13 protein-coding genes are annotated in these 13,099 nt (G+C 60.1%); 7 read left to right on the top strand and 6 right to left on the bottom strand.

Going from position 1 to position 13,099, the window contains the following annotated elements; translation table 11 throughout:
- Positions 1 to 8: 8 nt before the first annotated feature.
- On the bottom strand, positions 9 to 2,381 hold the full coding sequence (locus RWK44_RS06460; RefSeq protein ID WP_168281928.1) for an alpha-amylase family glycosyl hydrolase: 2,373 nt from the start codon (positions 2,379 to 2,381) through the stop codon (positions 9 to 11).
- A 255-nt stretch (positions 2,382 to 2,636) separates the two neighbouring features.
- Between RWK44_RS06460 and RWK44_RS06455 the strand changes: the two genes are divergently transcribed.
- The 5 genes from RWK44_RS06455 (at position 2,637) to RWK44_RS06435 (ending at position 8,157) form a co-directional block, all read left to right on the top strand.
- The gene (locus tag RWK44_RS06455) at positions 2,637 to 4,502 is read left to right on the top strand and encodes a calcium-binding protein (RefSeq protein WP_316028561.1); all 1,866 of its coding nucleotides are present in this window, start codon (positions 2,637 to 2,639) and stop codon (positions 4,500 to 4,502) included.
- A gap of 164 nt (positions 4,503 to 4,666) precedes the next feature.
- Entirely contained in the window at positions 4,667 to 5,173 is a 507-nt protein-coding gene (locus tag RWK44_RS06450) for a winged helix-turn-helix transcriptional regulator (RefSeq protein ID WP_025394552.1), read from the top strand.
- A 13-nt stretch (positions 5,174 to 5,186) separates the two neighbouring features.
- Entirely contained in the window at positions 5,187 to 6,452 is a 1,266-nt protein-coding gene (gene fabF, locus RWK44_RS06445) for a beta-ketoacyl-ACP synthase II (protein WP_131661917.1), read from the top strand.
- Positions 6,453 to 6,533: 81 nt separating this feature from the next.
- Positions 6,534 to 6,962, top strand: coding sequence for a DUF4864 domain-containing protein (locus tag RWK44_RS06440; RefSeq protein WP_020049925.1), 429 nt, complete (start codon positions 6,534 to 6,536; stop codon positions 6,960 to 6,962).
- Positions 6,963 to 7,071: 109 nt separating this feature from the next.
- A complete protein-coding gene (locus RWK44_RS06435) occupies positions 7,072 to 8,157 on the top strand; it encodes an acyltransferase family protein (RefSeq protein ID WP_077981002.1) in 1,086 nt (361 codons plus the stop codon).
- A gap of 3 nt (positions 8,158 to 8,160) precedes the next feature.
- Here RWK44_RS06435 and tgt read toward each other — a convergent pair whose 3' ends face one another.
- The 5 genes from tgt to coaD all read right to left on the bottom strand — a co-directional run bounded on the left by tgt (position 8,161) and on the right by coaD (position 12,105).
- The gene (gene tgt / locus RWK44_RS06430) at positions 8,161 to 9,291 is read right to left on the bottom strand and encodes a tRNA guanosine(34) transglycosylase Tgt (RefSeq protein WP_025394548.1); all 1,131 of its coding nucleotides are present in this window, start codon (positions 9,289 to 9,291) and stop codon (positions 8,161 to 8,163) included.
- Positions 9,288 to 10,373 carry a tRNA preQ1(34) S-adenosylmethionine ribosyltransferase-isomerase QueA gene (queA, locus tag RWK44_RS06425; RefSeq protein WP_131642665.1) on the bottom strand — a complete coding sequence of 362 codons (1,086 nt, stop codon included), beginning with the start codon at positions 10,371 to 10,373 and terminating at the stop codon, positions 9,288 to 9,290. The genes tgt and queA overlap by 4 nt, the downstream gene beginning before the upstream one ends.
- Before the next feature lie 74 nt (positions 10,374 to 10,447).
- Positions 10,448 to 10,957, bottom strand: coding sequence for a peptidylprolyl isomerase (locus tag RWK44_RS06420; RefSeq protein ID WP_025394546.1), 510 nt, complete (start codon positions 10,955 to 10,957; stop codon positions 10,448 to 10,450).
- A 29-nt stretch (positions 10,958 to 10,986) separates the two neighbouring features.
- Complete coding sequence (locus RWK44_RS06415) at positions 10,987 to 11,559, bottom strand: peptidylprolyl isomerase (RefSeq protein WP_025394545.1); 573 nt, start codon at positions 11,557 to 11,559, stop codon at positions 10,987 to 10,989.
- A gap of 51 nt (positions 11,560 to 11,610) precedes the next feature.
- Positions 11,611 to 12,105: a pantetheine-phosphate adenylyltransferase gene (gene coaD, locus RWK44_RS06410; RefSeq protein WP_020049920.1), complete on the bottom strand. Its 495-nt coding sequence runs from the start codon at positions 12,103 to 12,105 to the stop codon at positions 11,611 to 11,613.
- Between the two features lie 90 nt (positions 12,106 to 12,195).
- On the opposite strand from coaD, the gene RWK44_RS06405 reads away from it, so the two are divergent.
- Positions 12,196 to 12,474: a hypothetical protein gene (locus RWK44_RS06405; RefSeq protein WP_025394544.1), complete on the top strand. Its 279-nt coding sequence runs from the start codon at positions 12,196 to 12,198 to the stop codon at positions 12,472 to 12,474.
- 160 nt (positions 12,475 to 12,634) lie between these two features.
- Complete coding sequence (locus RWK44_RS06400) at positions 12,635 to 12,763, top strand: hypothetical protein (protein ID WP_260685777.1); 129 nt, start codon at positions 12,635 to 12,637, stop codon at positions 12,761 to 12,763.
- Positions 12,764 to 13,099 lie beyond the last annotated feature (336 nt).

Raw genomic sequence — 13,099 nt, 5'->3', positions numbered from 1 at the left:
CGCGTGGCTCACAGCCTGCGAAAGACCAGAACCCCTGATGCCGGCAACATCGCATTCAGCACTCCCGCCGTTGCTCTGATTCTTCCGCCGCCATTACCGACGTTCCAGCCGCCATATATCTGAGCATCGGTGTTGAAGATCTCCTCCCAGAGGTCATCGCCCAGGCGTTCGCTGTACAGCCGATAGCCGTGTTCGAAGGGAGCGTCGTTCAGCGACCCCACGACGAGGCAATCCTCGCCATCGTTCCATCGATGAAACGCGATCACCCGATTTTCGTCGTGAACCACGGGAATGGCGATGTTGCGGGATCGAATAGCATCCTGATGGACGCTGAGCGCGATGAGATCGCGATAACAGCTGAGCATCCCCGCGCCGCTACCATCAGCTTCGCCGAGAATATTCTCCCGGTTCTCGAGGAAATCATTGTAGCGATAGGGTTTCTGGGCGCCGATTTCCTCACCCATGAAAAACATCGGCGTCCCTGGCGATAGCAGCGTCATCGCCGCTGCGAACCGGGATCTCGCCTCCGCCCACGCCCTGGTCTCACCGGCGATTGGCGCGAAATTGACGGCGATAACAGCGGTTCGCGCCGATCCTTCACGATTGCCGCAATCGTCATGCGACTGGTTGTAGACCACCTTGGATCGCGCGCTCGTCTGCAGCGCGCCGGCAAGAGACGACATGGTCAGCGCCCGCTTGTCGCCGAAACCGGCATTCTTCAACAGCTGCGCCTGCGCGCCGCCGTGATATTCGACGAGGTTGTGATGAAAATCACCGTACCAGGTCGCATCGAAGCCGAGCCCGTCGCCGGTCAGGCTTGGCTCGGTCATCGCCGACCAATCCGAATAATCCTCGGCCGTCAGGAAAAGCTGCGGCTTGATCAGCCGCATCGTGCGGGTCCACTGCTTCAGAAACTTGGCCCCGAAGGCCGCGGCCCGATCGGCGCGCCGGCCATCGGCATGCAGCACCGGATATTGATGGATCGAACTGGTCTGATCAAGGCGGAAACCATCGATATGGCAGACGGAGACGAGAAATGCCGCGCTGGAGATGAAAAGCTGGCGCACGGCTTCCTCATGGAAGCGGGGCGCCCATCCCGTGGAGATGTTGTCGATATAGCCGCCTGTCGGATCGGCGTAGTCGCCGGGGCGTCCCTCATACCAATAATAGATGTTGCGGGTGTGATCGGTGGAATCATAGGCCCATTGCGCCCGCTCGCCATCCGGATCGAAGTGGTTATAACAGACATCGAGGATAACGGCGATGCCGCGCTGGTGGCAGACCTTGACGAACATCTTCAGCCGATCGGTACCGCCAGCCCCCTGGTCGGCGGCAAAGAAATGCGACGTGCCGTAACCCCAGTTGGCCCGGGTCTCGAATTCCGCAATCGGCAGCAGTTCCACGGCGTTGACGCCGAGCGCCGACAGATGCTCAACGAAGGCAATGGCATCATCAAGTGTGCCGGGCGCGGCCTTGCCGAAACCGAGTGCGCCGACGTGCAATTCATAGATCACCAGATCCTCGAGCCGCTCCGGAAGTGTTCGGCCGCCAACGAATTCGTCAACCCAGAACGTCTCGGCGGCAACCTCCTGCCCGGATGGAAGTACGACCCGCTTCGGATCGCAGACGACCGAGCAGCTTTGCGGTCCGTCCAATGCCGCCGGCGATCCGTGATAGACGGCTCCATCCGGATCGAAGTCTCCGGCGCCGATCTGCATGAGCGACCAGATATCCGTGCGGTAAGCAACCGATCCATCATCCCTGGTGATGCGGTACATATAGGGCGTGCCGACCATGCTGTCGAAATCGGAAAGGCCGTCGTCCTCGCCGGTTTCAACGCTCCAGAATCCATCAACGGTCCTTCGCATCCCGATGGTTGCGACCGTTCCGGTGCCGTCGTCGGCGACGTAGCCGATGGCAGGATCGGCTATCACGAGCGAAATCGCCCTGGCGTTTGGCGCCCAGACCGAAAAGCGGATGCCGTCGGAACTGTTGGGCTTCTCAACCCGGTTCGCTCCCAGACGGCCGATCCACGTCAGATAATAGGTCTGCGGCCCGATTCCCTGCTGGAGATGGAAGGAGCATTCGCGGCGCGAGGAGGCCTCATCGTCCAATTCAGCGGCGATCGCCCATAGGTCTGGAATGCCCGGCCGATCGAGTTCGATCCCCCAGCGAAAATGCGTACCGATCTCGCCATCGGGAAAGGGCACGCGGGCGACAAAAACATCATAGCCATCCTCGTCACGAGAGCGCTGCATCGGATGAGACGTCCACCCGTTCGAGGGACGGCCTTGCTCGTCCCAACTGCCGCGGAGACGGACATTGTCGAACGCCATCGAAGGCAAACCGCTGCGAAACCGGAATTGAACATTGACGGTCATCGGATCCTCCAAGCCGTGTCGGATTTGCGGTCCCCGCTCATGCGGCCATCTCACTCGGGCATGATCAGCCGGCTGAATACAAAAATGCAAGCATAGATTCGGCATTCAATGCGATCCGGAACGGGCCACATTCAGGACAACATATCATGGTTAACGGGCAATACTGCGCAGCCCTCCTTCTGTATTAAATCGAATCGGCATCAGAAATGGGATAAATTCCCATCGCCAATTCCCTCATGAACTGGGAGAAATAATTTGGCTCAAGCCGTTAGAACAAACGATGTTATTCGTTCCTTTGGAATTGATACGCATATCGACTATACCGACGGAAAATATTCCAATGTTGGAGAAGTTGTTAAGGCTCTCGACTATCTTGGCCTTGATACGGTCCGCGATCACGCCCCAAACTCCGCTTCCGACCCCAATGGCCAAACGCATCTCGGCGATGCGGCCGAGGCCGGCGTGCAATTCGTCTTCAGTGCCCAGCGGGAAGTCGACCCCGCCACCGTCGCCCAACGGCTGCACGCCTTCGTGCAGGCCCATCCCGGATCGGTCGTTGGCATCGAAGGTCCGAACGAAGTCAACAACTGGCCGGTCAGCTATCATGGCCTGAGCGGCCAGGCAGCAGCGGTTGCCTATCAGAAGGATCTGTTTGCGGCCGTCAGCGCCGATCCCTTGCTGAAGAATATCCCCGTCCTCGGCTTTACCGGATATACGGTCGCGTCGGCCTCCGACTACACGACGATCCACACCTATGCGAAGGATGGCGACCAACCATTCTCATGGCTTTCCCGAGAATCCGGCGTTCAGCGCGCTGCCGATCCGGGCAAGCCGCTGGCGATCACCGAGACCGGTTACCACACCTCGCTCACCGCCGACACCAATGGCGGCTGGGAAGGCGTCAGCGAAGCGACGCAGGCAAAGCTCCTGCTCAATACGCTGATGGACGGCGCGGCACTCGGATCGAAACAGACATTCATCTACGAACTGCTGGACGCCTATTCCGACCCGCAGGGCGCCAATCAGGAAAAGCATTTCGGCCTTTTTCATCTCGACTATTCGGCCAAGCCGGCTGCGACGGCGATCCACAACCTCACCGAAATCCTTGCGGATGACAGCGCTCAGAAGGCGAGCTTCAGCGCCGGAGCGCTCAACTATTCGATCGACGGCCTGCCGTCCTCCGCCCGCAGCCTGCTCACGGAAAAATCGGATGGGAGCTACCAGATCATCCTCTGGAACGAGCCCGATATCTGGAACCAATCCTCCGACACCGCCATTCAGGCTGCGACAACAGCCGTCAAGGTCAATCTCGGCGCCTCGTTCGGCTCCGTTAAGGTCTTCGACCCCGTGACCGGAACGACGGCGATCAAAAGCCTCAGCAACGTCTCATCCCTGACGCTCGATGTCGTCGACCATCCCTTGATCATCGAGGTAGCAGGCAGCGGCGCCAGCACGCCGCCGCCGGCCAACAGCCATCTCTATGGCGGCACCGGCAACGACACCTTCACCGTGACCAATGCCAACCAGATCGTCGACGAAAGCCGGGGCGGCGGAACGGATACCATCAAGGCGTCGATCTCCTTCAGCCTTGCCGATCAGAAGCATACGATTGGAACGATCGAAAACCTCACCTTGACCGGAACGGCCAATCTCAGCGCGACAGGCAACAATACGGCCAACATTCTGACCGGCAACGACGGAAACAATTTCCTCAACGGCGGGAAAGGGAACGACCGATTGATCGGCGGGCTCGGCAACGACAAGCTGTTCGGCAAAACCGGTGCTGACGTTCTCACCGGCGGAGGCGGAGCCGATTCCTTCGTCTTCGATGTGAATCCCAGCAATTCCAGCGTCGACAAGATCGTGGATTTCTCGTCAGCCGCAGGCGATAAGCTGGTGTTCGACGATGCTGTCTTCACCGGGCTCAAGCCATCGAGCTTTTCGGCCGAGAATTTCGTTCTCGGAACAAAAGCGCTCGAGGCTGATGACAAGCTGATCTACGATCAGGCCAGCGGCATTTTATCCTATGATGCGGATGGAAGCGCAGCGGGCGGGGCAATCCATGTCACCGATCTCGACAATTCCGCCGCACTTCACTTCAAAGATCTCCTGCTTGTCTGACCCTGTCGGCCGGTCTCCTTGGGGGGGCGGTCTCCCGCTCTTAGCCTAGATCCCGGCCACATTCTCCATTGACGCCACGCGTGCCGCAACGGTGAGGCCTTTGAGGGCGACGTTTGATATAACTAACTTGCATGATGATAGTCACTGCTGTAGTGACATCAGCCATGCAGCGGACGAGCTTCAGCGACTTCAAATGCCCGGCGGCGCGTGCGCTCGACAGCGTCGGCGACTGGTGGAGCATGCTGATACTGCGCGATGCCTTTCAGGGGCTTTCGCGCTTCGACGAATTCCAGAAAAGCCTCGGCGTGGCGCCGAACATCCTGACGCGGCGGCTCAAACATCTGACGGAAAAGGGGCTGTTCGAACGGCGGCTCTACCATCAGCGCCCTGCCCGCTACGAATATCTGCTGACGGAAAAGGGCCGTGATTTCTTTCCTGTTCTGATGACGCTGTTTTCCTGGGGAAGCCGGCACATCCCGGAAGAGGACCTCGCCTTTCTCTTGGGCGATGCCGCTTCCGGCAGAGAGCGCCAGACGATGCTGGTCGATGCGCGGACCGGCGAAGAAGTGACCCCCGAAAACACCAGCCTGCTTGCAGGCCCCGCCGCCGACAACGAGGTGCACGAGCGGATCAACCGCATGCGCGCCTGGTATCTCGGCATCGACGCATAGAAAGGACAAAAGAATGGATCGCATTGTTGTCACCGGCATGGGACTTGTCTCGCCACTCGGCACCGGTGTCGAGCCCGCCTGGAAGCGCCTTCTCGATGGCGGTTCGGGGCTGCGGGTGCTGGCGGAGGATATCGTCGGCGAGCTCTCGGCCAAGGTCGGCGGCATCGTTCCCGGTATCGCGGAAGATGCTGAGGCTGGTTTTGATCCCGACCGTTACATCACGCCCAAGGACCAGAAGAAGATGGACCGCTTCATCCACTTCACCATGGCGGCGACGGAGGAAGCGGTGAGGCAGGCCGGCTGGATGCCGACCGACGAAGTCGAGCGCGAGCGCACGGCAACGATCATCGCGTCGGGCGTCGGCGGATTTCCGGCGATCGCCGAAGCGGTGCGGATCGGCGAAACGCGCGGCGTTCGGCGGCTGTCGCCTTTCACCGTGCCGTCCTTCCTCGTCAACCTCGCCGCCGGCCAGGTCAGCATCCGCTATGGCTTCAAGGGGCCGCTCGGGGCTCCGGTGACGGCGTGTGCGGCCAGCGTCCAGGCAATCGGCGATGCGGCGCGGCTGATCCGCTCCGGCGAAGCAGATGTGGCGATTTGCGGCGGTGCAGAGGCCTGCATCGACAAGGTGAGCCTCGGCGGCTTTGCCGCTGCACGTGCCCTTTCCACCGGTTTCAACGAGACGCCGGAGTTGGCGTCACGGCCCTTCGACACGGCGCGCGACGGTTTCGTCATGGGCGAAGGTGCAGGCGTCCTGGTCATCGAAACACTGGAGCATGCGCTTGCCCGTGGCGCCACGCCGCTCGCCGAACTCGTCGGCTATGGCACCGCTGCGGACGCCTACCACATGACCTCAGGCCCAGAAGACGGCGACGGCGCCCGCCGGGCGATGGAGGCAGCACTCAGGCAGGCGAAGATCCCCGCTTCGGAGGTCAGGCATCTGAACGCGCATGCGACCTCGACACCGGTCGGTGACAGAGGCGAGATCGCGGCGATCGGCACGGTCTTCGGCCGCAATGGCGATATTGCCGTCAGCGCGACGAAATCGGCGACCGGCCACCTGCTTGGCGCCGCCGGCGGCCTGGAGGCGATCTTCACCATCCTTGCGCTGCGCGACCAGATTGCACCGCCGACCCGCAACCTCGATGAGGCTGATCCGGCCGCCGACGGCATCGATATCGTCGGCAAGACGGCGCGGCCGCTAGCGATGAACTATGCGATCACCAACGGTTTCGGCTTCGGCGGGGTGAATGCCAGCGCCCTGTTCCGCCGCTGGTCGTAAAGTTCACTTTCCTTGCGCTGAAAATCGCCTACACTTCTGCTTTATCGGCGATCCTTTCCCCGATAGAGCCGGAGGTACACCATGCGCGCCTTCTTCGCAGTTCTTATTCTGTGTGCCGCGTCCTTTCTCTCCCCTGTCTCGGCCCGCGCCGAAGATCCGATCGACACGACGCGGACGATGATCGAGGACCAGATCAAGGCCTTCCTCAAGGACGATGCCGAGACCGCCTATTCTTTCGCTGCTCCCGGCATCCGGGCACTGTATCCCGACAAGAACCTGTTCTTCGCCATGGTGAAGAAGAGCTACGAGCCGGTCTATCACCCCGGCAATTACGCCTTCGGCCGCAGCCGCTCGATCGACAATGGCGCGCTGATCTATCACGAGGTGCTGATTTCAGGCCGCGACGGCAAGGACTGGACAGCGATCTACCAGATCACGCGTCAGCCGGACGGCAGCTACAGGATCAACGGCGTGCAGATCATGCCGGACGCGGACAGCAAGGGCATCTGACGCGCTGTTTCCACTCTTCGGTGGAAACTCGACAGATTACACGGTTTCGTTGCAATAACGATTTCGAAATCCTCCTGGAGTAACAACGTGCCAACGGAGGGTTGTTGCGTTGAACGCCGGCAAACAATTTTTTACAGCTCTTGAGGCGTTGCGAGGAATTGCGGCTATCATGGTCATGTTCCTCCACACGGGTGGTACGCTGGGTCCGATCCCGGCGAATATCAGTTACCTTGCCGTTGACCTCTTCTTTCTGTTGAGCGGCGTCGTTCTTGCAAATTCATATGAGAAGCGACTGACAAGGGAGCAGATTTCGCCCACCGGGCTTCTGCTACAGCGTATCATTCGACTCTACCCTCTTTATCTTCTTTCGCTTCCGATCGGACTTTTCAGCTATGCGCTTAAAAACGGGTTGGACTACTCCACCCTGGCGGACCTTCTGCTGAGGGCAATTCTGTTCATTCCAAGCGCAAGCCAAGAAGGTATCTTTCCCTTCAACGGGCCCAGCTGGTCGCTCTTCTTCGAGCTCTGGGTCGGAGTGCTGTTCTCCGTGCTTCTGATACGACTGTCATTCAGAAGCTTGCTCGCCATCGCCCTGGGTGCGGCCGGCATCACCATCTTTGGGGCATCGGTCGCAGGTAACTTCGATATTGGTCCCGAGGCGGGCGACTTCAGATTTGGCTTTTCAAGAGTGCTGTTCTCGTTCTCGCTCGGAATCTGCCTTTACAGGTTATATGACGTCCAGAAACCGAATACAGCCAATAACGGCAACGTTATCGGCCTTCTTCTCTGTGGTTGTCTGATCGTCATCGCCAACATACCAGCCCGCATATTCTTCGGTTTCCCATATTTTGATTTTTTAATATGCCTCGTGGTCTTCCCGGCCATTGTCTGGCTTGCGATGCGCACGAGACAGACCGGCCTGGTCGAGCTGGTATTCCGTTGGCTGGGGAGGCTTTCCTATCCGATTTATATCCTGCATGGCCCCATCTTCAGTCTGCTGCAGTCGCTGCGGCAAAAGGGCTTTGACCTTCCTACCTCTCCGGCAGCCGGTATGGTCGTCGTAGTCGGAATTTTCATTGTGGCTGGCATCGCCGCCGTCCACTTCGACGAGCCAGTGCGAAAAAAACTTAGAATAATGGTTGCGCCAAACCCGGCGTCCGCAGTCCCCGCGGTAAGCAACGCGGGGCCGGAGTAGCCTTTACACCGGTTCGAGATCGCCCCTCGCCCATTGCTCCTGCGTTTCCGCCATGAAATCGGCGAAGCGGCCTTCGGCGATCGCCTTGCGGATGCCCTGCATCAGCTCCTGGTAATAAGCGAGATTGTGCCAGGAGAGCAGCATGCCGCCGAGCGCCTCGTTGGAGCGGACGAGATGGTGCAGATAGGCGCGCGAATAATCACGCGAGGCCGGGCAGTTCGACTGTTCGTCGAGCGGGCGCATATCCTCGGCATGGCGGGCATTGCGGATATTGACCTTGCCGCGGCGGGTAAAAGCCAGACCATGGCGGCCCGAACGCGTCGGCATGACGCAGTCGAACATGTCGATGCCGCGGGCGACCGATTTCAGGATATCATCAGGCGTGCCGACGCCCATGAGGTAACGCGGCTTTTCCAGAGGAAGCACGGGCAGCGTCGTTTCCAGCATCTGCAGCATGACATCCTGCGGCTCGCCGACGGCAAGGCCGCCGATCGCATACCCCTTGAGATCGAGCTGGGCCAGCGCCTCAGCCGAGCGGATGCGCAGCGCCGGGATATCGCCGCCCTGGACGATGCCGAACATCGCCTTGCCTGGCTGCTCGCCGAAGGCGACCCTGCAGCGCTCGGCCCAGCGCAGCGACATTTCCATGGCGCGCTCGATCTCCTTCGGCTCGGCCGGCAGCGCCACGCATTCATCGAGCTGCATCTGGATATCGGAGCCGAGCAGCCCCTGGATTTCGATGGAGCGCTCTGGCGACATATGGTGGAGGCTGCCATCGACATGCGACTTGAAGGTGACGCCCTGCTCGTCGAGCTTGCGCAGGCCGGATAGCGACATCACCTGGAAACCGCCCGAGTCCGTCAGGATCGGGTGCTCCCAGCGAATGAGCTTATGCAGGCCGCCGAGACGGGCGACACGCTCGGCCGTCGGCCGCAGCATCAGGTGATAGGTATTGCCGAGGATGATATCGGCGCCGGTCTCGCGCACCTGGTCGAGATACATGGCCTTAACCGTACCGACGGTGCCGACCGGCATGAAGGCCGGCGTGCGGATCTCGCCGCGCGGCATGGAGATTTGGCCGAGGCGTGCGCCGGCATCGGTCTTCTTCAAGGTGAATTGGAAGTTGTCTGTCATCTGTCTTTCCGGAAAAGAAGGCTCGCGTCGCCGTAAGAGTAGAAGCGGTAGCCCGTCGAAATGGCGTGTTGATAAGCCGCGTGCATGGTCTCGAGGCCGGCAAAGGCCGAGACCAGCATGAACAGCGTCGAGCGCGGCAGATGGAAATTGGTCATCAGCATGTCGACCGCCTTGAAGCGGTAACCAGGCGTGATGAAGATGCCGGTAGCGCCGGCCCAGGGCATGATCTCTCCGCTTTCCGCGGCCGCACTCTCGATGAGCCGCAACGAGGTGGTGCCGACACAGATGATGCGCCCGCCTCTTTCCCGCACGGCATTCAGCCGGGCGGCGATCTCAGCGCTGACATAGCCGCTTTCCAGATGCATCTTGTGATCGGCGGTATCGTCGGCCTTGACCGGCAGGAAAGTGCCGGCACCGACGTGCAGCGTGACGAAATGGCGTTCAATGCCGGCCCTATCGAGCGCTTCGAACAGGCCCGGTGTGAAATGCAGGCCGGCGGTGGGGGCGGCAACGGCGCCCTCCTCGCGGGCATAGATCGTCTGGTAGTCGGCGCGGTCGCGTTCGTCCTCGGGACGTTTGGCGGCTATATAGGGCGGCAGCGGGATATGGCCGACGGCGGCGATCGCCTCGTCAAGCGCCGGGCCTGAGAGATCGAACAGCAGCGTCACCTCGCCGGCCTCGCCCTTTTCCTCGACGGTGGCGTCGAGCGAGCCGAGAAAGCAGCTTTCGCCGGAATGGCCGAAGGAGATGCGGTCGCCCTGCTTGATACGCTTGCCCGGCTTGGCGAAGGCCTTCCAGCGGCTGGGGCCGGTGCGCATGTGCAGCGTTGCCGACACCTGCTGGCCGCCGGCGCCGTCACGATGGCGGATGCCCTCGAGCTGGGCGGGAATGACCTTGGTATCGTTAAAGACCAGCGCATCGCCGGGCCGCAGAAAGGATGTGAGATCGCCGACGCGATGGTCCGACAGGCTGTTTTCCGCATTCGGATCGATGACGAGCAGGCGCGCGCTGTCGCGCGGTTCGGCGGGCCTCAACGCTATACGTTCGTCGGGCAGATCGAAATCGAAAAGGTCTACGCGCATCAGGGCACTTTCAGGCAAAGCGAAACCCGCCCCGCGCAGCTATGCGCAAGGGCGGGTTTCAGCAGAAATCACAATCAGACGTCGGCGGCAACCCGCATGGAGACGATCGAGTCCGGATCGGAAACCGGCTCGCCGCGCTTGATCTTGTCGACGTTGTCCATGCCTTCGATGACCTGGCCCCAGACGGAATACTGCTTGTTCAGCCAGGGCGCGTCGGTGAAGCAGATGAAGAACTGCGAATTGGCCGAGTTCGGGTTCTGCGAACGGGCCATCGAGCAGGTGCCGCGCGTATGCGTGGTCGCAGAGAATTCGGCCTTCAGATCCGGCTTCGAGGAGCCGCCCATGCCGGCGCGGCTGGGATTGAAGGTTTCCGAGCCCTTCTTGCCGAATTCGACATCGCCCGTCTGGGCCATGAAATCCTGGATGACGCGGTGGAAAACGACGCCGTCATAGGCCTTCTCGCGCGCGAGTTCCTTGATGCGGGCGACATGCTCCGGAGCAACCTGCGGCAAAAGCTGAATGACAACCTTGCCCTTGGTGGTTTCCAGAATGACGGTGTTTTCGGGATCCTTGATCTCGACCATTGTCTTCTCCTCTAGTTTTCTCTCGTAACTTACTTGTTGCCCAGGGTGACCTTGATCATCCGGTCGGGACTTTTGACTTCGCCGTTCTGGCCTTCGCCCTTCTTGATCTTGTCGACGTTCTCCATGCCGGAGACGACCTTGCCGACGACGGTGTACTGGCCGTTCAGGAAGGAACCGTCGGCGAACATGATGAAGAACTGCGAATTGGCGGAATTCGGATCCTGCGAGCGGGCCATGCCGACCGTACCGCGCACGAACGGGGTCTTGGAGAATTCAGCCGGGATGTCAGCCATGTCAGAGGAGCCGGTGCCGGCGAGACTCGCATCGAAGCCCTTTTCCATGTTGCCGTATTTGACGTCGCCGGTCTGAGCCATGAAGCCATCGATGACGCGATGGAAGGCGACATTGTCGTATTCGCCCTTCTTGGCCAGCGCCTCGATCTGGGCAACATGCTTCGGCGCCACCTCAGGCATGAGTTGGATGACAACAGGGCCATTCTTCAGCTGGATGGTGAGATAATGATCGGCCGACTGGGCGAAGGCATCCCCCGCGAAGGAGGCGAGATACAACACGCCGGCAAATGCGAGATAAAAGAGTTTCATATGAGCTCCATTGCGGCGGGTTCCGCCTAGTCTTTGCGCTTGCTAGTCTTGCTAGTTTGGGCGCTTGGATGTGAGGGCTTGCAAGACGGCGGCCGGCACGAAAGCGCTGACATCGCCGCCCATGGCGGCGATCTGGCGGACCAATGTGGCGGTAATGGGCCGCGAGGCCGTGCCCGCCGGCAAAAAGATGGTCTGAATATCGGGCGCCATCGTCCGGTTCATGCCGGCCATCTGCATTTCGTAATCGAGATCGGTGCCGTCGCGAAGACCGCGGATCAACAGCGTGGCGCCATGGGTGCGGGCGGCATCGACGACCAGATTGTCGAAGGCGACGACGGTGACGTCGCCGGTCTTGCCAGGCAGCGCTTCAGCCAGTGAACGGCGGATCAGCTCAGCTCTCTCCTCAAAGGAAAAGAGCGGCGCCTTGCCGGGATGGATGCCGATCGCGACGATCACCTTTTCGGCGACGTTGAGCGCCTGGACCAGAACATCCACATGCCCATTGGTGATCGGGTCGAAGGACCCCGGATAGAAAGCTGTCGTCATGTGGCCCGACCGTTGGTTTGACGCCTTTTGTCACGGATGACGCCTTCTCGCAAGTGATTTGGCCAGTCGTTCCGGGCGGCTGAACGGCGGATGAATGTGCCGTTCAAGACCGTTTCAGACAGGATCTGCTTAACTCCGATCATCAAAGCAGCCGATGCCATTCCGGCATCCGGCGCTCCCCGAAAGACCAGGTCCATGCTGATCGTGCTCGTTGCACTTGCCGTCGTTTCCTCCCTCGCCGCCGAGATGGCTTATGGCTATTTCGCCGATCGATACGAGATGAGCTGGGTGCGGCCGGAGCTTGCCGAGCATGCGGCGATCGTGCGCGCTCAGGGCCGGCTGCGTGAAAAAAACGAGCTTCGAATCTGAATGCCAGATGAACGAGACATTCAAGGTCGCTTCAGATCGGCATTGGTAAACACCCGATCAACATCCGGCGGAACCATTTACAGACGGATGCGTTCATTCAACCGATACATAGAGCGGCGCGGAAGGAATAAAAATGCCCGGTAAGATTACGATGATTAACGTGCTCTGGATGGTAATGGTCACGGGCATGTTGACCGCAACTGTCGCTCTCTATGATCAGAAGGTCGATACGTCCAAGGTTTATGGTCCCTATGCTTCGGCCCGGACGGCCGTGCTGGGCCAGTACTGAGGGGCGAGAACGCAACTCCCCAGGAAAGGAATGCCTATGTTCACGATCTTGACAGTGCTCACCGCCCTTATCAGCGTCATGTTCATCGTGTCTGTGGCCTCAACGATTTCAGCGCTCCGGCGCGAGGGCGAAGAGGTGAAGGCTCTGAACGAAAAACATAGAGCGTTCTGACGTTCCTTTCTCTCCTCTTCCCACCCTTGAGCGGCACCCTTCCGTCGCCAGGACCATTCAAAGCCGGATGCACCCAGCGTCCGGCTTTTTCTTTGGGTGTCGTCCTCAACCATCATTGGATTTGAAAAAAGGGCGGCTTGAAAAGAAAAGGGCGGCTCGAAGCCG

The sequence above is a fragment of the Rhizobium sp. 25PS6 genome, assembly GCF_032464655.1.
Lineage (GTDB): Bacteria > Pseudomonadota > Alphaproteobacteria > Rhizobiales > Rhizobiaceae > Rhizobium > Rhizobium laguerreae.
The sequence above is the reverse complement of the archived record's forward strand: the minus strand, read 5'-3'. Positions and strand labels throughout refer to the sequence as shown.

Bases quoted from the DNA above. Each gene is read 5' to 3' on its own strand.
- RWK44_RS06415 (WP_025394545.1), bottom strand. From the start codon at position 11,559: ATGAAACTCTTTTATCTCGCATTTGCCGGCGTGTTGTATCTCGCCTCC.
- RWK44_RS06420 (WP_025394546.1), bottom strand. From the start codon at position 10,957: ATGGTCGAGATCAAGGATCCCGAAAACACCGTCATTCTGGAAACCACC.
- RWK44_RS06460 (WP_168281928.1), bottom strand. From the start codon at position 2,381: ATGACCGTCAATGTTCAATTCCGGTTTCGCAGCGGTTTGCCTTCGATG.
- fabF (WP_131661917.1), top strand. From the start codon at position 5,187: ATGGATCGCATTGTTGTCACCGGCATGGGACTTGTCTCGCCACTCGGC.
- tgt (WP_025394548.1), bottom strand. From the start codon at position 9,291: ATGACAGACAACTTCCAATTCACCTTGAAGAAGACCGATGCCGGCGCA.
- RWK44_RS06405 (WP_025394544.1), top strand. From the start codon at position 12,196: ATGAATGTGCCGTTCAAGACCGTTTCAGACAGGATCTGCTTAACTCCG.
- RWK44_RS06440 (WP_020049925.1), top strand. From the start codon at position 6,534: ATGCGCGCCTTCTTCGCAGTTCTTATTCTGTGTGCCGCGTCCTTTCTC.
- coaD (WP_020049920.1), bottom strand. From the start codon at position 12,105: ATGACGACAGCTTTCTATCCGGGGTCCTTCGACCCGATCACCAATGGG.
- RWK44_RS06450 (WP_025394552.1), top strand. From the start codon at position 4,667: ATGCAGCGGACGAGCTTCAGCGACTTCAAATGCCCGGCGGCGCGTGCG.
- queA (WP_131642665.1), bottom strand. From the start codon at position 10,373: ATGCGCGTAGACCTTTTCGATTTCGATCTGCCCGACGAACGTATAGCG.